The organism is Botryobacter ruber (assembly GCF_003347595.2).
In the GTDB taxonomy this organism is placed as follows: domain Bacteria; phylum Bacteroidota; class Bacteroidia; order Cytophagales; family Hymenobacteraceae; genus Pontibacter; species Pontibacter ruber_A.
Genome location: NZ_QCZK02000037.1, coordinates 194038 through 216524, shown reverse-complemented (window position 1 = coordinate 216524; position 22487 = coordinate 194038). Strand labels below are relative to the sequence as shown.

General features: G+C 46.7%; 13 protein-coding genes. 1 reads left to right on the top strand and 12 read right to left on the bottom strand.

Annotated features, from left to right (window positions below; genetic code table 11):
* Positions 1 to 255: 255 nt before the first annotated feature.
* The 12 genes from DCW36_RS11600 to DCW36_RS11545 form a co-directional block, all read right to left on the bottom strand.
* Entirely contained in the window at positions 256 to 2028 is a 1773-nt protein-coding gene (locus DCW36_RS11600) for a glycoside hydrolase family 28 protein (RefSeq protein ID WP_240676143.1), read from the bottom strand.
* A gap of 37 nt (positions 2029 to 2065) precedes the next feature.
* Positions 2066 to 3289 (bottom strand): pectate lyase, encoded by a 1224-nt coding sequence (pelA, locus tag DCW36_RS11595; RefSeq protein ID WP_114778764.1) that lies wholly within the window; start codon positions 3287 to 3289, stop codon positions 2066 to 2068.
* Between the two features lie 72 nt (positions 3290 to 3361).
* Entirely contained in the window at positions 3362 to 4969 is a 1608-nt protein-coding gene (locus DCW36_RS11590) for a glycoside hydrolase family 43 protein (protein WP_114778763.1), read from the bottom strand.
* A 163-nt stretch (positions 4970 to 5132) separates the two neighbouring features.
* Entirely contained in the window at positions 5133 to 6815 is a 1683-nt protein-coding gene (locus DCW36_RS11585; RefSeq protein ID WP_164891108.1) for a T9SS type A sorting domain-containing protein, read from the bottom strand.
* Positions 6816 to 7025: 210 nt separating this feature from the next.
* Positions 7026 to 8006: a pectinesterase family protein gene (locus DCW36_RS11580; RefSeq protein WP_114778762.1), complete on the bottom strand. Its 981-nt coding sequence runs from the start codon at positions 8004 to 8006 to the stop codon at positions 7026 to 7028.
* An 18-nt stretch (positions 8007 to 8024) separates the two neighbouring features.
* The gene (locus DCW36_RS11575; protein WP_114778761.1) at positions 8025 to 9281 is read right to left on the bottom strand and encodes a glycoside hydrolase family 88/105 protein; all 1257 of its coding nucleotides are present in this window, start codon (positions 9279 to 9281) and stop codon (positions 8025 to 8027) included.
* A gap of 77 nt (positions 9282 to 9358) precedes the next feature.
* On the bottom strand, positions 9359 to 10315 hold the full coding sequence (locus tag DCW36_RS11570) for a pectinesterase family protein (protein WP_114778760.1): 957 nt from the start codon (positions 10313 to 10315) through the stop codon (positions 9359 to 9361).
* Between the two features lie 5 nt (positions 10316 to 10320).
* Positions 10321 to 11745 carry a pectate lyase family protein gene (locus tag DCW36_RS11565; RefSeq protein ID WP_114778759.1) on the bottom strand — a complete coding sequence of 475 codons (1425 nt, stop codon included), beginning with the start codon at positions 11743 to 11745 and terminating at the stop codon, positions 10321 to 10323.
* 477 nt (positions 11746 to 12222) lie between these two features.
* Positions 12223 to 13836: a DUF5123 domain-containing protein gene (locus DCW36_RS11560; protein WP_114778758.1), complete on the bottom strand. Its 1614-nt coding sequence runs from the start codon at positions 13834 to 13836 to the stop codon at positions 12223 to 12225.
* Between the two features lie 18 nt (positions 13837 to 13854).
* Entirely contained in the window at positions 13855 to 15717 is a 1863-nt protein-coding gene (locus tag DCW36_RS11555; protein ID WP_114778757.1) for a RagB/SusD family nutrient uptake outer membrane protein, read from the bottom strand.
* 24 nt (positions 15718 to 15741) lie between these two features.
* Positions 15742 to 19008: a SusC/RagA family TonB-linked outer membrane protein gene (locus DCW36_RS11550; RefSeq protein WP_164891107.1), complete on the bottom strand. Its 3267-nt coding sequence runs from the start codon at positions 19006 to 19008 to the stop codon at positions 15742 to 15744.
* Between the two features lie 93 nt (positions 19009 to 19101).
* On the bottom strand, positions 19102 to 20241 hold the full coding sequence (locus DCW36_RS11545) for a DUF4861 domain-containing protein (protein ID WP_240676142.1): 1140 nt from the start codon (positions 20239 to 20241) through the stop codon (positions 19102 to 19104).
* Positions 20242 to 21368: 1127 nt separating this feature from the next.
* Between DCW36_RS11545 and DCW36_RS11540 the strand changes: the two genes are divergently transcribed.
* Positions 21369 to 22433 (top strand): LacI family DNA-binding transcriptional regulator, encoded by a 1065-nt coding sequence (locus tag DCW36_RS11540; RefSeq protein WP_114778755.1) that lies wholly within the window; start codon positions 21369 to 21371, stop codon positions 22431 to 22433.
* The last annotated feature ends 54 nt before the right edge of the window (positions 22434 to 22487 follow it).

Sequence of the window (22487 nt, the reverse complement as noted above, 5' to 3'; positions counted from 1 at the left end):
GAGGACATAAGGCAGGCCCCCTACCCCAGGAAGCCTCAGCGCTAACAATTGGCAGATTATTTTTTCCGGATAGCTACAGGTGTGGCTATGGTGGCAGGCGCAGCAGAAAAAAAACAGCTCTTTTGCAGCGACAGAAAAGGAAAATCGTCTTGTCTGTTCAAACTGACAACAAGGATTACCAAAAAAATAGCACAGCAAGCGGCCCTTGCCTATCAGGAACCGGCTGCTGTGCTATGCAGGAAAATCGTGTTTTTATTATTTCTCCAACGTCAATGCTGAAGCGCTCAGATCTTTTCCTTTTGAAATTTGCTTCGAGGTATCGTTGAAGTCTTTGTTGTTCAGTTTAACGTTGCTTGTTTTAGGACCAAGTACCTTCACAACCGGTTCTTTTGTCTCGTTGTAGGTAAGGCCGCTTACGCTGATGTTCTTGCTGTTGTAGATGGTAAGCGCAGGTCCCTGCTCTGTAATTACTTTCACGTTTTTCAGCTCAATTCCATCCGCATCTACCGAGGTGATGCCTTTCCGGGCTTTTAGCACGGCATCTTCCAGTTTCACATTTTTCAGGTTCATCTCCGGAAGCCCCTGCAAGGCCAGTGCCTGCTCGGCGCCTGCTACCCGGATGTTCTTCATGTAAATGTCTTTGAAAGCCGGCGTTTCTTCAGTTACAGGCACCATTCTCTCGTCTCTGGCTTCTGTTTTGGCACTTTGGTCTTCTTCCAGCACGGGCGAATTGCCGCCGTAGAACAGGTTAAAGCTGATGGCTTCGGTCGGGATGTCGATCATGTCGATGTTGGAGATGTAGATGTTTTCTACCACACCACCTCTGCCACGCGTGCTCTTAAAACGAAGGCCAATGTCGGTACCCATGAAGGTACAGTTGGATACGTGCACGTTTTTCACGCCACCCGACATTTCGCTGCCGACCACAAATCCGCCGTGACCATGGTACACCACGCAGTTTTTCACAATCGCATTCTCCGTCGGGATGCCACGGTCGCGTCCGTCTTTGTCTTTTCCGGATTTAAAGCAGATGGCGTCGTCGCCTACGTCAAAGGTATTGTTGTACACCAGCGCATTTTTGCAGGACTCCAGGTCCAGGCCGTCGCCGTTCTGGGAGTACCAGGGGTTACGCACGTTCAGGTTGCGGATGATGATGTCCTGGCACATGTTAGGGTGCAGGTTCCAGGCAGGTGAGTTCTGGAAAGTCGGGCCGTCGAGCAGTACCCGCTTGCAACCCACCAGGCTTACCATTACCGGGCGCAGGAAATCTTTTATGGTCGCAAACTCCTCCATTTTGTTGAAGTCGGGCACATTAAAGTTATCCTTTCTGTCGCCGTTTCTAGATTTTTCGGAAGGATACCAGATTTTTTTGTCGTCGCTCATTACGCCGCCGGACTTCACCAGCTTGTTCCACTGGGCATCGGTCATCTTGCTTTTCTTTACCGGGCGCCAGGCATCACCGGAACCGTCGAATGTTCCTTCGCCGGTGATGGCTACGTTTTCCAGGTTCACACCTGAGATGGGCGACTGGCAGCGAACGGTATTCAATCCTTCGAAGCTCACTTTTACCAGCGGATACTCGTCGAAGTTTGTACTGAAAACAACCATAGCGCCTGCTTCGGCATGCAGGTTAATATTGCTTTTCAGGACGATGGGGCCGGTTAACCACATCCCGCGCGGGATAACCACTTTACCACCGCCTTTGGCTGCCACCGCGTCTATCGCTTTGGCAAAAGCCTGGCCGTTATGGGTCAGGCCATCGCCCACAGCGCCAAAATCGGTTATGGATACCGTATTGTCCGGGAAAGAAGTCTCTTTCACCCGCGGCATGTCAAACTCTATGCCTTCGTAAATATCGAAGGCCGGTTTTGCTGCTGCCGTGGTGGTTGCAGCCGCAGCAGCCTGTGCTGAGGCTGTGGTGGCAGCTGCAGTCGTGCCGCTCGGCTGTTGCTGGCAGGCGAACAGCAGCATACCTGCTGCCCCCGCTAAAAAGCTTTGCCTGCTAAAAAATGTTTTATTCCGTTTCATGTATTAAGATAAGTTCAGGTTTCTAAATTCAGTTTGGTTACTTGGCAACCATCCATTTTTGCTTCCAGGCAGGATAAACTTTCTCCACCAAATCCTGCGGGAATTCTGTATACCAGCCATAGCCAGACCGGCGCTCTTGTTCTATTTCAGACAGATTTTCCCGCACGATGCCATCGCGCCCCACAAACATGGGCTTGTTCGTTCCAATCTCATAAAAACGGGCCAGTAAAGGAGGACCTGCAGGATCTTTCACCACTACCCGGTCATAGCCTTTGTACATGGATGGGTCTTTGATAACATCCAGCCGGATGCCAGTGATCTTTACACGTTCCATCCAGGAAATGGCACCTTCTACGGCACGTACTACCTCCGGACCAGGATTCTCAACCTGCAGCAGGTATTTTAATATGCCAATGCTTTCCGAACCGCTGATAGAGGGCAGTTCATAAGCACGGGCTTTTTGCGGCGCAAATGTGTTCTTGTCGTGCTGGGCACACCAGGCCGTTAACCTGCCGTCAACTTTAATCTGTGTTTTCAGGATAACATCCAGTCCCTTTTCAATGGCTTTAGCTGCTTTGTCTTTTCGTGTAGCATCTACAAAGGTATAGGGAGCTTCGTTGTTTGCCACATCCCGCAGCAGGGTCATTACCCCGATCATGGCGCCATCGTTAAAGGTGATGTGCTCATAATAGCCCTTCCGGATGGGGTAGAACTGTGGCCAGCCGCCATTTTCGTATTGGGCTTCCAGCAGGTAATCCATCCCCCGCAGAAACGCTTCTTTGTATTTTTCGTGCCCCGTAGCCGCATACACCTTCGCCAGGTATTCCATCTGGGTAAAAGTGCTTCTGTTATCGATGGTGGATATTTTGCCCTTTTCCGCTTTCGACTGAAGAACTGCTTTTTCTTCGTCCGAAAGAATCGTAGCCATGTCCGTATTCTTGTCCCAGCCACCGTTATCGCGCTGATACAACAACAGATTATCGGCAATACGTTGGGCTTCAGCACCGGCATACCATTCCTGCTTCTGTCGGAGCGCTCTCCCCCACGAAACAGGTTCAGCCGCAGTAACAGCAGCAGGAGTAGCCGTACTGCTGACAGCTTCCTGATTAGCGGTAGTAGCGGTATGAGCCTGCCCGGTACAGCCTGTAAAAAAGATGCTGCATGCTAAACAGCCAACTACCGCGGCGCCTGCGAAGGAAGAAGGACGCAGGGAAAATCTGAAAAAAATATATGTTCTGAAAGATGCAAACTGTTGTCCCATTTTCTATTCACTTGCTGACAGCACCTAAAAATTAAAGTCTTGAAATTGATTCAAATTTTCCCTGCGGAATGATTAATTACTTAAATTGTTCTGTTGTAATGTTGTAATCCTGAACCAATCAAAATCGGCGAAGCCGGAGTCGTTGATCTTGTCCTGGCGAACGGCAAAAACGCCTACTTTGGCACCGATCCATTTGCCTGGCTTGGCAATAAGCGGGGTACCAACAGGTTTGAACTGGTTGCCGTCTTCGCTGTAGCTAAACTGGCAAACAGCTCCCTTATCTACATTCACTCTGAAATAGATTTCGTTGCTCTTCACTTTGCCCAGCAGCTGCTCCTTGTCCGGTGTGCCTTTCTCTGCCTTCTCGCCTTGTGTGTAGGCCAGGTACAGCCCGTCTTTTTTGCTTACCAGCGAAATATGCGCATAGCTGTCGCTCATCACAATCAGGCCGGCGCGCTCGTTTTGCAGCTTTTCGTTTGGTGTAAACTGCATCTTTGTTGTCACCGTGAACTGCTCGGCCGGGAACTTCTGCAGCAGCAGGTTCGGCACATCCCAGAAGTTCTTATAGTTCTCCGGAAGCTGGTCGGTGTAGAGTCGCAGCTTTCCGTTGGTAGGGTTCATAAAAGCCCAGGTAGCTTTCGGGTTTGCATGCCACTGCCACTGCAGCCCCAGCGAATGCCCCTCAAACTCATCTGATTCCTGCGGCGTTACCACCGGGTAGGTTTTGCCAACATCCGGTTTTTTATGTGCCAGCACGGGTTGCCCTTTGCCATCGCCATCCTGGTCTTCACCAATCACCGGCCAGTCGTTTACCCATTTCATTGGCTGCAGGTGCACTACCCGGCCATAAGCCTCCAGGTCCTGGAAGTGAATAAACCAGTCCTGACCTGTTTTGGTATCGACCCAGGCGCCCTGGTGCGGACCATTTACCGGCGTTTTGCCCTGGTCCATCACAATTTTTTCTTCATAAGGACCATACACACTTTTAGAGCGCAGCACCAGCTGCCAACCCGTAGAAACACCTCCGGCAGGTGCAAAAATATAGTAGTAGCCATTGCGCTTGTAGAATTTCGGACCTTCCACGGTCGGGTGATTTTCATGGCCGTCGAAAACAATGACGCCTTCATCAATCACTTTCGTACCCTCCGGGTTCATCTTGTTTACCGTCAGGACACTCTTAATTCCGGCGCGACTGCCAGCCCAGCCATGCACCAGGTACGCCTTGCCATCTTCATCCCAAAGCGGGCACGAATCAATAAGTCCTTTACCTTCCATCACGAGCACAGGCTTTTCCCATGGCCCTGCCGGGTTTTTGGTTTTTACCATGTATATGCCAAAGTCAGGATCTCCCCAGTAAATGTAGAACTCGCCTTTGTGGTAGCGAATAGAGGGTGCCCATACGCCATTGCCATGCTGCGGCCTGGCGAAATGCTCGTAAGGCGGGAGCCGGTCGAGGGCATAACCTATTATTTTCCAGTTCACCAGGTCCTTGGAGTGCAGGATCTGCAAACCCGGGATAACATTAAAGCTGGAGGATGTCATGTAGTAATCATCGCCTACCCGGCACACATCCGGGTCGGAATAATCGGAATAGAGAACCGGGTTTTTATAGGTGCCATTTCCCAGGTCCGCCACCCATACATCAGACACCTTTCCTGTAGGAGCAGGCATGGCAGGCATGGTTGAGGTAGCCTGTGATTTTTCAGCTGATGAAGCGGATGCAATATCTGTTCGTGTTTTTTCGCTTTGACAAGCGCAAATTACCAGTAAACCGAATGTCAGGTATTTTTTAAAATGCATGATCTGTTGTTTTGTCCCTAAATTATGTTTAAGATTCTATATACTATTCCCGTATCAGCGCCACCCGCTTCACTACCCTGTCGTCGCCCAACTGGATCGAAACGAAGTACATGCCGCTGGTCAGGTTGTTGCCATTGGCATCTGTTCCGTTCCACTGCACCGAATGAGCACCAGGGGTAAGGCGGGAGTTTAACAGCTGCACTACCTGCTTGCCGGTAATATCGGTTACCGTTACGCTTACCTGGCCCTGCTGCTTAACAGCAAAGGCTATGGTGGCAGCTGCAGTAAATGGATTCGGGTAGATGATGGTTTCTGTCACCTGGCTTTCCTGTGGTAAGGCTGTTACATTTCCGGCAACAAGGCTGTTCATGTACATTTCCAGGTTGGTATAGCCACTGGCGTGGAAGCCGTTGCGGTCAGCAGCATCGTTCGGGTTCAGCCCGTTTGCTGTTTCCCAGGTATCGGGCATGCCGTCGTTATCGGTATCGGCTGGAGCCGGCAGCGATTGCAGTACAGGCCAGCCGCCTACATCGGCCTGGGAGTCGATGATACCCGGATAGTTTGTATTAGCCCCTCTATAGGTGAAGGTACCGTTGCGCACTTCACTTACGACCCGCGCATCTACTGCATCGCGTTTGTAGGAAGCACCTGCCTGTGCCAGCACGGCCTCAAAAGCCTCCGTAGCAGATTGTGTTACGGATAACTGGGACTCGTAAGGCTCCGTGCGTTTTACATTCGCCCGTTGAGCCGTCGGGATAGAGCTGTCGTAATCTACCCCGCCGTTCCAGTTGTTGGCTGTAACGGTAGCATTGTTGTGCATCACGTTCCCGTCGATGTAGAAGGTACCGTACCCGGCGCCGTAAGCGGTATTGCTTTCAAAGGATACCTGCATAATTCTTTTAAATACACTGGAGGAGGTGGTGGCAGGCCCGGGTTTGTAATAGTTGTTAACGATATTATACTTGCCGTTTTCACCACCATAGGAACTGTTCCCTTTCCAGTTATAGATCACGTTATTTCTGAAATCTACCAGTTCATTCGGATAAATGCCATTGCTTACACCGGAGCGGTAACCGTTAAACCGGGGGTTACGGCTGTTGTGGTGCGCCAGCAGGTTGTGATGAAAAGATGCTCCGTCGCCGCCCCAGATGCCGCCGTAGCCATGGTCGCCCTTATCGTGCGCCGAACGGTTGAGGCTCTCGCTCAGGATGCACCACTGCATGGTAAAATCCTTGTTGGCATAAAACGAGGAAGTTTCGTCGATGGACCAGCTCATAGAGCAGTGGTCGATGATGATATTTTTCTTGTATCTACCCCATAGCGCATCCTGCTCATTTTGAGTAAGATCGCCCATCCTGAAACGCAGGTACCGGATAATAACATTATTTGCGTTTATGTTCAGTTCATAGTTCTGAATGCAAATACCATCACCCGGAGCAGTCTGACCGGCAATGGTGATATCTCCGTTATTGATTTGTAGTTTGCGGGTTAAGACGATATTACCGGAAACTTCAAATACTACGGTCCTTGCACCAGATGCCTCTATTGCTGCACGCAGGCTTCCTGCACCTGAATCGTTCAGGTTGGTTACTTTAATTACTTTACCGCCACGTCCGCCGGTAGTATACTTGCCAAAGCCATCGGCACCCGGGAAGGCTAATTGCTCCTGAGCCTGTACTGTTCCGAAGCTGAACAAACTCAGAACTAATAGTAGTTTTTTTAACATGATATGATTTTTGAAATGCGTAATAAATAAAGGCTTATTACAAAATTAATTTCACTTACAACAAACTATTGCAGAAGCAGTTCCGGCTGCGTTAGCTCCACACTCCTCTACCTGTTACAAACTGCAAATGCAAGTTATGCAATCGATGGCACAAAACCGTGGGGTTTACAGTATTTTTCTTTCTGCAGCAGCCACCATAGCCTCTCCTCCTTATTTAGCCGCAGCCGCTGCAGTCTCACCGGGTGTCCAGTCGCCAAAAATGTTTTTTACGGTATAGGCCTTTGCTTCCTGCTCCGTCAGCTGTTTTGCCCACTTCACTCTTTTGCCGGGAGCAGCACCCGGACCCGTAGAGTTGTATTCGGCATACAGCACCTGCTTTTCCGCCTCTGGTTTGCCCCAGTTGTGCCAGCCTTCGGGTTTTATGTGGTTGCCCATGTAGGTGTTGATAAACACCGTTTTCGCGAACGGGCGCCACGGACGGCCCAGGTAATAGGAGTTGGCGGGGGCATTGCCGGTAAGGCGGCAGTTTATAAATACAAATCCGTAGGGAGCACCTTCCTGGGTAGAGGCAGCCGTCAGGTAACCATCCCCTTTTTTAGCATAAATCTCGCAGTTCTCAAATACGGCAGTAGACCAGCCAAAAATAAAATCGACGGTGCCTTCGATGTAGCAGTTGCGGTAATACTGGCGGCTCTTTTCGCCGTGCGGGTACAGCGTGTCCTGGAAACCCAGGAAGCGGCAGTTGGTGAACATAACCTTGTCGCCGTCAACACGCACGGCCACCGCCTGGCCAACCGGACCGGAAGAATTCTCGAAGGTGATGTTCTCAGCCGAAAACTCATCGCCGAACACAAAGAAGCTCGAGGAACCTGTTGTGCCCATCTCTTCGCCAAACCGGTTCTTTTTAGAAGCATAGTCGTCGTGGGTCAGGATGGTTTTTTCCACGCTTTCGCCGATAAACTTTACGCCTGTTTTAGAAGCCGGCAACACCAGTTTCTCTTTATACACCCCATTTTTGATGAAGATGGTGGTGGGGGTTTTCCGGAAGTCGGGTACGGCATCGATGGCTTCCTGTACCGTCGTGAAGCTGCCGCTGCCATCTTTGGCAACCACAAAATCGTACTGCTGTGCCTTCGCCTGGAACAGGAAAAGGCTCAACAGCAGGCTAAAAACAAATGCTTTTTCTTTCATGATCAGGAGTTCAGGCTGTTAATTGGATGCTGCTGTTTTAGTCAGTTCTTCGAACAGCAGCGAAGCCATAATGAAAGGACCAACCGCCTTGGGGTCGTTGTCGCGACGCGGTTCGCTGATGTAGTAGTCGTAAGTTCCTTCGCGGTACGGATTGCCTCCTAAACCGGCAACGGCACAAACGTTGGTAATGCTCATGGTGCCGTCGCTTTCGGTACGGATGAAGGTATCCAGGATGCCGTTGTAGCCTTTTTGGGCGGCCTGCATGTATTTCTGGTCGATGTAGCCATTCTTCAGGGCCTTCAGCAGGAAATAAGTGTACATGCTGGAGGCAGAAGATTCAAGGTAATTTCCTTCGCGGCCTCCTTTGTCCACTACCTGCCACCACACGCCGGTGTTAGGGTCCTGGTATTTTACAATGGCATCTGCCATCTTCTTCGTCACACGCAGGATGTCCTGTCGCTTCGGATGATCTTTCGGAAAATAGTCCAGCACGTCTACCAGTGCCATCGCATACCAGCCCATGGCACGTCCCCAGACTTCAGGAGATTTGCCCGTAACCGGGTCGGCCCATTTCTGCTCTTTGCTTTCGTCCCAGCCATGGTGGAAAAGCCCTTTCTGTTCGTTCCAGGTGTATTTGTCGACGAGGTAAATCTGGTTGGCCACATCGTCGAACAGGGCGGGCTCGTTAAACGTGGCAGCATACTGAGCCAGGAAAGGCGAGCCCATGTACAGGCCATCGAGCCACATCTGGTGCGGATACACTTTTTTATGCCAGAAGCCGCCTTCTTTCGTGCGCGGATGCGTGCGCATCTGGTCGCGCAGTTCATCTACCGCTATTTTATAACGCTTGTCGCCTGTTTCCTTGTAAAGCCCGATCAGGAACTTGCCCGGGTTTACGCGGTCGATGTTGTAGTCTGTTTTTTTATAGGTTTTGATAGTGCCATCTGCCGTGATCATGGTATCGGCAAAGGCTTTGATGTAGTTGTAGTAGCGCTCGTTTCCTGTTTTCTTCCAGACCTGTTCCACCGCACTGGCAAACAAACCCTGTGTATAATCCCACTTCGGCTTCGGCGCAAAATCGATCATCCATCCCTGCGGGCTGCGCTTCATTTCTGAATCGACCATTTGTATCGATACCGGCTTGATGATGTTGGTTGTCTGCGGAGTTTCAACTTTGGGTGCGGTTGTGGTGGCAGTAGCTGCCGTTGGTTCGCCGGATTTGCAGGAGGCTGCTACTAAAACGACCAGCAAGGCTGCACAAGATGCTTTTTTCATTGTTCTGATTTGACTGATTTTTTCTATTAAGCTGGATTTCAGGCTTCAGAGGTTTTGCCTGGTTTATTCGTTGACGTTTAATCCTGTTTAACCGGCTGCCAGTTATCGTCACCGGCAAGCACAACAGCAGGCTGATAGTTCGGCACTTCTTTTTTATCCAGCTGCCTGGACCAGTCTACACGCGCTCTTCGTGCAGCGCCTGGTCCTTTGGATTTGTACTCGGCATAAAAGGCGGTTTTTTCAGCTTCCGGTTTGTTCCAGTTGTGCCAGCCTTCCCGCCGTATGTGTTTTCCGAGCCTGGTGTTGATGAACACGGTTTTGGCGTAAGGCCGCCACGGACGGCCCAGGTAAACTTTGGTGGCCTCGTCGGACGCTGTTACCTTGCAGTTCAGGAACACAAAACCGTAGGGCTGCTCCTGGGGTGTGGAGGCAGCTGTAATGTAGGAGTTCTTTTTGCAATGGATCGTGCAGTTTTCAAAAACCGTGGTGGCAGGCCCGAATATAAAATCGGTGGTGCCCTCGATATAACAGTTCAGGAAGTATTGTCTTTTGTCTGCAATGCCGGCATACAGCGTATCCTGGTCACCGATAATCCTGCAGTTTATAAACACACAACGATCTGCCTCTACATGTAATGCTACAGCCTGCCCTGCCTCCCGGCCTGCCGTATTTTGAATGGTCAGGTTCTCGGCCCTGAAATCGTTGCCGCGAACCAGCATGGTATAGGAGGTAAACGTATTGATATTGCCTTTCCCGGAATGGTCGTCCCAGCTGATGATAGTGCCTTCTTTACTTTCTCCGACCAGGGAAATATTTGTTTTCCAGGTAGGAATGAACAGCTTTTCGCGGTAGGTGCCATTTTTGATAAATACTTCCACCCGCTCGGGCGGAAAAGAGGGTACCGCATCAATCGCAGCGTGTATGGTGGTATAATCGCCGCTTCCGTCCTGCGCCACCACCAGTTTCTGCTGTGCCTGCGTTGCCAGGGAAAAAAGGAAAAAGAAAGAAAAGACTAAAATTCTAACCGGAATCATTCTTATTAACTTACGATACTGTTCAGGTAAACTTCAATGTTGGTGTATTGCTTGTCGAGGGTGTACAGTGATGCATCAGCAGAGTTGTTCGGATCGAGTTTCTGCTTTTGCTCCCAGGCATCGGGCATCCCGTCTTTGTCCTTATCTGCTTGGGCCTCTCCTTTTTTCAGTTCAGGCCAGCCGCCTACTTCTTTCTGCGAATCGATCAGGCCCTTCTGTTTACCGCCGGGCGCCGCTCCTTTTCTCACATCTTCCACGACCCGGGCATCCACGGCATCGCGCCTGTAACTTGCACCGGCAGACTTTAGCACCAGTTCATAGGCCTCTTTCGCAGGCTGCTCCTGAATAGCTGCAACAGCAAAGGCTGTGGTGGCTCGTGCAGAATCGGGATTATCGCACTGCACGCCGCCGGCCCAGTTGTTTTGCGATATTTCCGGGTAATTTTCGATGAAGTTTCCGGCAACATAGAACTGGCCATAAGGTTTGTAAGGCTCAACCAGCCTGTCTTTTTTTGAAGAGGTGGTAGCAGGCCCTGCTTTGTAGTAATTGTTAACCATGTTGTAGCGGCCTTTCTCACCACCGTAAATGTTATTCTGACCCCAGTTATAAATCACATTATTCCGGAAGTCCACTATTTCGTCAGGAGAGTTTTGCGTGGAGGAGGAGCCGCTGAAGCGGGGCGTTCTGCTGCTGTGGCTGGCAATGAGGTTGTGGTGGAAAGTGGCGCCTTTGCCCCCCCAGATTCCGCCATAACCGTGCGCACCCTTTTCATGCACCGACTGGTTCAGGCTTTCGGAAATGATGCTCCATTGCAGGGTAAAATTACTGTTCCCGTAAAAAGAGGCGCACTCATCGGTCGCCCAGCTCATGGAGCAGTGGTCGATGATGATGTTGTTCTTTTCTTTGGTGCCGCCTATGGCATCGGCCTGTTGGGCCGCTGCATCGCCTAACCTAAAGCGCATGTAGCGGATAATTACGTTATCGGCCTTTACACTCACAGGATAGTTCTTAATGCAAATCCCCTCACCGGGAGCCGACTGGCCGGCAATGGTCAGATCGCCGTTATTGATATCCAGAGGAGCTGCTAAGGCTATGGTGCCAGCTACAGCAAATACTATGATACGGGGCCCTTTCTTGCGGATGGCTTCGCGCAAACTTCCGGGGCCGGTATCGTTCAGGTTTGTTACCACTACTACCTGACCACCACGACCGCCAGTAGTATATTTGCCAAAACCTTCCGCACCCGGAAACGCTAACGCCTGGTTCTCTACGGGCTGGGCTGCCGGTGCTGTGACAGTTTCAGGCTGCTGGGTTGCCGTTGGTGTGGTTTGCTGCGCTGTTGCCTGCCCGGGCTGTTTGGTGCAACCGCTGAAGCTTATTCCCTGAAAAGCCAGGCAGATCAGGCCTGTTTTCAATAGTTTATTGTTCATTCGGTATGGTTCGTTTTGTTCTTGACTAAGGTTGAACTGCTGAATTCAGATAATCTTACTCTTTTAAATGTTTATTGAAGCTCCTCCGAAATTTTTAAATAGCCTTTTACTGAGCAAACTGCTTCGCAACCATCCTGCAGGTTGGTCACTTCAGGAGTATTGCCTCTGGTGGTGTATTTGCCAATCCATTACGCGCCATAGAAAACCGGCAACGTTGCCTCTTCCAGCGCACTAGCTGCCACACCTGCAGGCTTCATGTTGCAGGCAGATAGGCTCATCAACAGGAAAGCCAAGCTATAAAAGCATCTCCAGTACAGCCGGAAATTTAATAGCATGAAGGGTGTGAAGGTTGCTTATGGAAAGGAATATCTTTAAAGGTTGTTTTCGTTAGGAAAGTAAGCGTGATACTATTAATAAAAGGTGCGGCTTAATAAAAGGTGCGGCCATTGCTGACCGCACCTTTTAAATTAGATTTTATTACTTTCTCCAACGTGGATCGCCGGCGGTACTCTTGCCAGCAAACGTTTGGTCCATGATTGTGAAATCTAAACTTTCCGGAGATTTGAATAAAGAAGCTGCGTCACGCCCGTAAGGTATAAGACCTGGTATCTGATATGAAGATGCTGTGACATCATAACCAATGGTACTATAACTACCCATAGCGTCTACGTTTGCATCAGCTCGTACCCCATGAATGGCTGCTGTTGTCTCCCCCTCGTTTGGCCAGCCAGGTCCTAATATTGTGTTATATATTTTCACACCATCGGTTATCGTGCTGCTTGAAGCAGTACGGTAGTATACCAGGTACCGGCCAGGTCGCAGGAACTTATAGAAGGTGCAGTTTTCTATGCGAACAGACTGCGAGTTAGACTTGCTCACAATACCAACTTCAACGCGCGCAAAGGTGCTGTTCAGGAGTTTGATGTTATCAATTTTACTTGCCTCATCGTCAATCGTCACAATACCATAGTTAGAGATACTATCTACTAAACATTTGTTAAAGGATAAGGTGTTAATTGATACAGGACCTCTAAAGCGGGTTATACCTCTAAAGTTCTTGAGCGTACACGCCTCGAAGATGATTTTACCAACAGTAGTCTGAGCACTTACGTTCGGGTTCATTACATATTTACCTGCGAAGTCAGTACCTCTTAAGCTCACATCTTTGAACTTGAGTGAGTCTATTGTGCTACCAGGGACAAAGTCAAAATTGCTGCTCATCACTACCTTGGCAATTGGTTCAAAGCCGAGGCCACTTACAACTGTCAGGGCGCCGCTCACCATAGGAGTGGAAGAGATCGTATACGTCATACCTCTTTCCAGTACAACTACGCTGCCGGCGGGTAAGCCGCTTTGCAGCGTTTCCTGTAAAATAGCTGGGTTGTCTGTTATACCTCTTAAGTCAACAATGTTACTGCCTGGCGCAAACACCTGCGCTGGTTTCGTTGTGTAATACTCCCAACCTCTTAATGTTTCACCACTGTACGCATAGATCACATACTCAGTACCACCAGTCAGTCCGATTACCCTTTTAAACTGGTTGGCAACATCCTCTTCAGTTAATTCAATCTCCTGCACTGGATTTTCCCGATCTTCGACCTTATAAACTTTAAGCGTTGTTGCAGTGGCACCACTATTTTGCCAACGCACTATTGCTGCTACGTCTGTTACATCATTAATGCTTGGAGCCACTAAAATAGTTGGAAACTTGGCCGTTTTCATCTCTCCTAAGAAAGACATACCTGAATTCTTCGCAGGGTCTGCAGCTAATGCCTGCACCTGCACCTGATACAAAACATCCCATTCCAAGTCATTAAAAACAACATAATTGGTATCGACCTGAACAGATTGTTCTATTGTTTTAAACGTGTCGCGGCTAATCTCAACTTTGTAGCCAGTTGCTCCTACATTTTTTTGCCAGTTAACAGCTAGCCAGTTTCCACGAGACTCCATTATCCCTTTCAGGGTTGGCCTGAACAAACGGTCAGGTCCAACCAACTCCTCGTCATCAGGATCGCATGCAGCCAACAGAAGAAGGACTCCTATAAGTCCAAAAAAGACATTCTTGATATTAAAATATTTATTACTCATATATTTAATGCTTTTACCTTAAAAATTATATCCATCATTTCTTAATACACCCTGGCTGTTCAATACAGTCTCACTTGGAATTGGTAGAATATAAGGCACAGGTGCTTGTCCTGACGGATCCTGATAGCCTCTCCAGTTATAAAGAATATAGTTTGCTGGTTCCATCGTGGTGCTGTTAATATTACCAAGCAACCAGGTTTGTCTGGAATAACCATCTGGATTATCACCTACATTTGGCGAGTCTTTAAGAGGTGGCGCAACAGCTAAACTTCTGTACTTGTTTAAGAATGTAATGGTGCCATCCGGATTTCTCTTATAATACAGGTAACGTGGCAAATAAGCGTACTGTCCTGTTTGGTTTAAAGCATCAAGTCCCATCTGGTACAGCGTTTCTTTAGTTTCAGCTACTTTATCACCATACAGGTTCCAGCGGATAAGATCATATTTACGGATCGCTTCAGCACCCAATTCCCAGGCTCTTTCATCTACAAGTGCATCAAAGAAAGCATCTTTGCTGCCAGAAACGGAAGCTACATATTGATCAACCTTAGCAGGCCATGTTGACTCTGGGAAAGCGCGTCGGCGAACCTTTTTCAAAGCCTCAATTGCGTCGGCTGTCGGGCCACCATTCAACTCATTGTCTGTTTCTGCCAACATCAGCAGCACATCTGCATAGCGCATAACAGGCCAGTTTATACCAGTACCTTTCGCTGTAGCGGGCCCCGGAGGGGTCTTTAACCACAACCTGTTCCACTTACCTGGCGCAATTGAAGATACAGCTACAGGCTGCTGAAGCAATTCTTTATCATAATAGATTAAAGATGCAGTTACATCCTGACGGGTGTCCAAGGTATCAAACGAATAATAGTAGTTTACGGTAAGGCTTGTATAGTTAGATCCGGATCCATAAGGATGGGTACCGGCATCTACTTTAATACCATGGTTCCAGGCCACATCACCGAAACCAGGATGGAATGCCACCTCATACAAAATGTCTGCTTGTGAGGTAGGTACAGCAGGCGCATTTTCAGGGGCGGTAAGAACTGCCTGATTACGGAATACCTGTGCAAAACTTGGATTAAGAATATGCGGTTTTAGATCACGGAGTTTTTTGGTATACGTGTTTGCAATCTGATAATACTCCAGATAATCATCATTTCGCTTCATGGTCATATCCGGATGGAGCGAATATCCTCCTCGCGTTAAAGCGATTCGAGCTATCAGGCCCATGATGAATTCACGATTCATACGCTCGACACCAAATGGTACCTGCTCAGCCCACATCATGTTAGGTTCTACTCCAATCAAGTCTTGTATGATATAAGAAAGGATCTCATATCTGCTTGTCCTTGGCTTGTAAAAGTCATCCCCTGCTTTAGTAGCTGTTACAAAAAAAGGCACATCTCCCCATAAGTTTACAAGATAGTAGTACCAAAAAGCTCTCAAGCCCTTTGCCTCCCCTAACAGCTGTTGCATCATAGGATTTCCATCTTTATAAAGTTGACTAGCTTCAATCCCTTCAATAGCCTCATTTGCTCGATTGATGGCCATGTAAGCATTATTCCAAACTACCCTCACATCACTGTTTTGTTCTCTGGCCTCAAAGGTCCATATATCTCTTCGTCCATTGTCACCAGCAGAACTGGAGGCACCACCCATTTCAATATCGGTATTACCCATAAAGTTGTTAGACAACCTAGAAGTGTATGCATCCTGATTGAACAACGCATAAATGGCATTTACAGCTCTTGTCGCATCAGTTTCGCTACTGAAAATATAATCCTGGGTAAAGGATGAAGGAGAAGTAGTAGTCAAATAATCTTCACACGAGGTAAAGAAAAGCGCAACCACAATTGCACTATATCTAAATATCTTTTTCATTATAAAATGACTCAGTAGTTTAAATTAAAATGTAATATTAACTCCGGCAGTGAACGTACGACTTTTAGGATAAGCAGAATAATCTACACCAGGTGTTAACGCTGCATAAGAACTGCTTCTTGTAGCTGTCACTTCTGGATCATATCCTGAATATTTTGTCCACAACCAGGCATTATACACGGTGCCATATACGCGGAGCTGCTTCATACCAACCTTGGATATCAAACCTTTTGGCAAAGAATAACCAAGTGTCAGATTACTTAAACGAAGGAAAGATCCGTCTTCAACTGCATCTGAATGAAACACTGAACCAGAAGTGCTCATAGAGAATGGTGACCAGATAGTGGCATTTGCATTTAAGGCTCGTAATTCTTCCAAATCTGTTACTAGCTCACCAGACGCATTAATGTATTTGAATCTATTATCATAATTCACAGTATTTAGCATATTACCATAAGAAGTTCTATAAATCTGGTTAAACTCAATTCTACCAGTATTATACACATCGTTGCCATAGACCCAGTTAAAGAATGCGGAGAAATCAAAACCTTTGAAAGTTGAATTGATACCAAATCCACCTGTATGTTTAGGCATCGCGTTACCAATTATTTTTCTATCACCTTCTAAAGTGATGACTCCATCACCATTTAGGTCTTTGAACTTAAGTACACCCGGTCTCACTTTCATGCCACCAAGGAAACTCTGCATATCTACCACGCCTTCATTTAATGAGTATGTACCAGCAGAGTAAGTACCTGCGCCAAAATCATAAGATTCAAAATCATCAAAGGTGTAAAAACCATCAGTTACAAAACCATACATTTGGCCAATATTTTGCCCCACGTTTAGTAGGTAATCGTCTGCATTTTTCAGGCTTGTACCAATCCAATTAGATTGAAAAGAAGTACTAGGTACACCTCCAAGGTCATCAACCCTCGAACGGTTAATACCAACATTGAAGTTAGCTGACAACGTAAAATCAGGCTTATCAATGATACTGCCATTCAAAGCAAGTTCTATCCCTCTATTAGATGTTTGTCCAATATTTTGCTGCTGAGACCGATAACCTGTAGTGGCTGGTATGGGCTTTTCTACTAATAAATCTTTTGTTGTATTCCAATACGCATCCACAGAACCAGACAGTCGATCTTTGAATAAGCCAAAGTCAAGGCCAAGGTTCCTTGTTACTGTTGTCTCCCATTTCAACGCGGGATTAGTTAGTATTGTAGATTCTGGCACATAATATGGTTGAGGTTCTTCTCCAAAACCAATTGGTCTGTTTGCTGAAATTACATAGGTTCTTCTATAAGCATTGTCTTGAATTCTATTATTACCAGCCTCACCGTAGCTAAATCTCAATTTAAGATCAGAAACAAGGGATAGATCCTGCATAAAATCTTCTTGAGAAATTCTCCAAGCTGCTGCTGCTGCTGGGAATATCCCCCATCGATTTTCTGGAGCAAACTTACTTGATCCATCGGCACGAACTGTGAAGTTAAACAAGTACTTATCTTTTAGCTGATACTGAGCTCGACCAAAAAAAGAGAACAAATGGTCTGGAGTGCTTACCTCTGTCTCAAGCCTATCTGGAGTTCCCAAAGCCATGTTTTCAAATAACACCTCTGGTTGCAAGTGTGCATCAAAATACTTTGCTCTTTGGAACCTGGAGTTACCACTTCCCATGATCATTTCCTGACCCAACAATAAATCCAGTGAATGAACATCATTGACTGTCTTTGTAAAGTTCAAAGTATTAGTCCATCTGTACTTTTTATTCGTAAAGTTCTGAATTTGACCAAGAGGCAAGTTCCCTCCCACATTTCTGGATTCTCCCGTTAGAGGTCCCCAGAAACGCTTATCTTCTCTCCAGGAGAAATCAACGCCAAAATCTGATCTATAAGAAAGGTTACTCAGAATAAACCAGGTAAGGGAGGTACTCATGTTCAAGCGCTTTGTAGCCCTGTTTCTAAAATCCTGCAAAGCAAGCTCTGTCGGGCTAACAATACTTCTTAAGAACTGATCGTAATCATCAGCAGCGTCTGCACTTGTATTTGGATCGATATCAAAATAATCAGCCAAACCATTTACGGGGCGTGTGGTAATACCATCTCCAATTCTTAAACTTGAACTACCTGATGTTCCAGCACCATCTACATCTTCGTTAGAGAAACGCGTTGCCAGATCCAGCTTCAGCGATTTTGAAATTTCATGATTTAACTTAAAGTTCAAGTAGGTTCTTTGATAAGCTGAGTTGATCAAAATGCCTTCATCTTGGTTATGCGCTACACTTAAGCTCATTTTGGTTTTATCAGAACCACCTGTTATACTAAGGTTATGAAATTGAGATAAAGCCGGATCACCATACAATTCCTCTTGCCAGTCAGTACCCTTTTGTCTTTTATAAAGCTCTAAATCTTCATACACCCCAAAATATCTGTTGAAGTTAGTAAGATCAGTACCTCCTCTAAGTTTTGCATATTCGTATTGCGCCAACACGAATTCGTAAGGGGACAGCACGTCTAATTTTCGGGGCAAGGTACGAGCCTGCATATAGCCATTGTAAGAAACAGATGTTTTGCCACTTTTCGCGCTCTTAGTCGTGATGATAACAACACCATTTGCACCTCGAGAACCATAAATAGCAGCAGAAGCAGCATCTTTCAGCACGTCGATGCTGGTAATATCCGCTGGTGCAATATCATTGATACTATTAACCGGGAAACCATCAACGATATACAAAGGGGAGTTATCCTGTGTTACAGAACCACCACCACGTACACGAATTACTACTTCAGCGCCCGGAGCACCGTCTGTAGTCGTTACCTGCACACCGGCCATTCTACCGGTCATAGCCTGGGCTACATCAGCAACAGGAATCGTTTCAATTTCCTTTGCCGACATGGAAGTAACAGCCCCTGTCAGGTCCTGCCTTTTAGCGGTACCGTAACCGATTACTACCACTTCATCCAAGGCCTTGGCATCGGTAGCCATCGTAACATTAATAGAGGTGCGGCTGTTAACCGCCACTTCCTGTGATTTATAACCTACATAATTAAACACAAGGGTCGCATTTCCGTTCGGAACATTAATAGAATAATTACCATCCATGTCAGTAGCTGTACCGACTGATGTACCTTTTACAAGTATTGTAACTCCCGGAAGGCCAAGGCCATCTGTATCAACTACCTTTCCTGTCACAGTTAAGCCCTGCGCCAGGGCCGCTGTAATGGCTGTAAAGAAAAAGGGCAGCATCATTAAATACCTTACCTTTTTAAGTAACTCATTTTTCATACAACTTTTTATTAATTATTAAACAAGACAGAGATTTTTCTCTTAAAAAATTCACACAATTCAACTATTATTCTACAACCAAATATGATTACATTAAAACTTTACCTGCACAGGTTTAGCTAATTCCTGTGCCGTTTTTTTGAGGTAACTTAAAAACTGTTCTTCTGTTTTTATTCCTTGGGGCTCTAATTCCCAGGCCGCCAGAAAATAATATTCAACCTTGTTATTCACAGGCTTCAGTTTAACTACATGGCTCAGTTCATCCTGGTCAATCCCGATCAGATCGTTCGGGCGAAAGAGTACTGCAATACCCAGGTTATCATTATTAAGGCTTTGGGCGCCATACGTGGCGATATACCCCCACTCCATTTCGTCGCCTTTACTGGTAAACAATTTTGCTTTACTGTCTTTTATCAGCCCAGTACTAAGGTTTTGCGGCTGACCACCATCCACATCAACCTGATAATGAGTCAGGCGGCTACCGCCGTGTATACTTAGTTGTGCATGAATATCCAGTTTCTGGCCGGCTACCTCCCATCCGTAATAATCTGTCAAAATAGAAGAATAGACCGCACCATTCTCCTTCACGCTGCTTCTTAGGCTATCCGTTTTATCTACACGTATGGCTTTGCCGGCATCAAACAGCGCCAATGTACCTACCCCCAGCGTTTTTCCTACTTTGAGCACATCCATTCCCCAGGGCTGCATGTTGTGGTAAGAATCAAATCCGTCCTGCCCCACCTGCTGCAGCACCATATCGGGCGTTTTTTTCCCAAATACATCGGTCGCATTGCGCCAGTCGAGGTAAAACCGATAGCCTACTTTATCAGACTCCCATCCCGGGCCTTCATATCTTATATAAAAGGAGTGATCGGTATGCTCGGCAGGAACACGCAACGAATCTACATTGGCAAACGCTCCACCAATGTATTTCCGGTCTTTAAACGCGCCGCCCATTTTGTGAGACAACTCGGCCTGGGTGCGTTTTGGATAAGCTCGTTTGGATACGCCATTTTCATTATAACGCACTGTCAGGACCTGCACAGCTTTGGGCGCCATTTTATCCAACACCAACACAACTCCTTTATTATATACATCGTGGCGGTTATACTGGCTTGGCACTTCTTTTTCGCCGGCAAACACCACAAAGGCATCAGGGTTAAAATCCGGATGCTTTCTCTTTAATTCTGCCTCACCAAGAAAAACCATCACATCCTCACGCTGCAGATTCACCGGGTTTGAAACGCGAACTTTAAAAGATTTTTTATATGCTTTATTCAGCTCCTGAGCAGAAGCCACCCTTATACCCGACACAAGAAGCAGCAACAGCAACCATCCAAAACAAATATTTTTCCTCAAAATCATTTTATTACAATGACACCAGTTGAACATTTAATTACTATATAAAATACAAAATCAAAAACTAGCTAACAATCGTTCCAACATCTCAACGTATTAATGGCTTTTCCATGGCAATCCTCAAACTTTCTGAAGAAGCCATAACAATCTACTACCGGCTTGCCCACTCATCGCCCTTTAACCAGCCACTCAATTGCTTGCACCTTCCTTTGCGCATATGTTGCTTCCGTAAGAATCAGGCAAAATATTAAGCAAAGTTAAGCCTGGGAGTATGCCTGATGTTTTAAAAATTGGTTAAAAGCTTTTAAAAATCGTTATTTAAAGCCTTCAACCCCCCTTCTTCATATCTACAGCACAATCAATCCCACCAAAACCACACCCTTACTCTATCTATAAAGCCAACGTTGGTATTACCCCCACCCATCCCTTCACAACAACGTTCACCTACACTTGCAACCGCCCACCATCATCCACAAGCTGTTGTTCACACGCCCTGACTTTACTCCTTTTTAGCACAGAAACAAACCCACCCATGCGCAACCGATTGCATAGTTAACAATTTTTCCTGTAATAGACAAACGTTTGTAAGTAATCCTGCTAAAATTTTATAACATCTATTCCCAACTATTTTCCTTGAGCAAAAGCAAAGGTGCTTTCCCTGATCAACAGAAAAAATGACAACTATTTTTTTAAAAATAATTTAACAATTGCGCAAATAATATTTTTTTTTTGCATTTTGCGCAAACGATTACATAAAGGAAATTATTAAGCCTCCGGATTGGTTCTATAAGTATAGAATATAGCTGCTGAAGGATAAGCAAGAAGAGAAGATTTTGTTGTTTGTCTCCAAAATTAAACAAAACGAGCGAACGGTAAAAGTTTATGTTAACACAGGACCCCACAGGATAATCTTCAAAATAACTAACATTAATTTTAAAGATTATAAAAAACTGTGTTAATCTTTAATATGGCAGATCCCGGCGCATTTTAAGCACAAAATTATGATTACAAAACATAGAGTTACCATTCACGATATTGCAGAGAAGCTTAACATAACAGCATCTACAGTATCACGCGCCTTAAACGATAGTCCGCGTATAAGTGATGCTACGAAGAAAGCAGTTCAGAAAGTAGCGAAACAGTTAAATTACCAGCCAAACAATATTGCGGCTGCCCTGCGCAACGGCAAAAGTAACATTATTGGCGTAATTGTGCCAACGGCAGACCGGTCCTTTTTTGCCTCGGTAGTAAGAGGAATTGAGGAAATTGCCAATAACCTGAATTATAAAGTTATCATATGCCAGTCGTACGACAACTACGAAAAGGAACTGCAGACGATTGACGCGCTCCTGAATGCCCGCGTGGATGGTATTATCGCCTCCATCGGAAAAAACACGGAACAGTTCGACCATTATAAAAAGGTAGTTGAAAAGGGCATCCCGCTGGTACTGTTCGACCGCACAACCGATGCGCTGGAAGTAAGCCAGGTGATGATCGACGACTACCTGGGCGCTTACAAAGTGGTGGAGCACCTGATTAAGCAAGGCTGCCGACGCATTGCGCACTTTACCAGCCCGAAAAAAGTAAGTGTATTTAAGGAGCGTCTGCGCGGCTACGTAAACGCGCTGCGCGATTATGATATTCCGTACGACGAAGATCTTGTTATTAAAAGCAACCTGCAGCTGGAAGACGGCAGAAAAAGCATGGAGCAGTTGCTGCAGCTGGACCAGATGCCCGATGCCGTGTTTTCGGCCAGTGATTACGGGGCCATGGGTGCCATGCAGGTGCTCAAGGAGCGAAAAATCCGCATACCGGAGCAGGTGGCGCTGGCAGGTTTCAGTAATGACCCGTTCACCTCCTTTACCGATCCCCCCCTTACCACAGTAGATCAGTTAAGCATCACGATGGGAAAAGTGACGGCGGAGGTATTTTTTGAGCACCTGAAATCAATTGACAAAAGAAACATAGCACAGAAAATTGTGCTGAAACCGGAGCTGATCATCCGGAAATCTACGCTACGGCAGGAAGCCCTGCAGGAGGCGCAGCTGGCGGAAAAAGTGCACTAGGTTAGCTAAATAGGTGCAGTGGGTGTGGTGGCTGGTGCAGTAGCATATGCATAC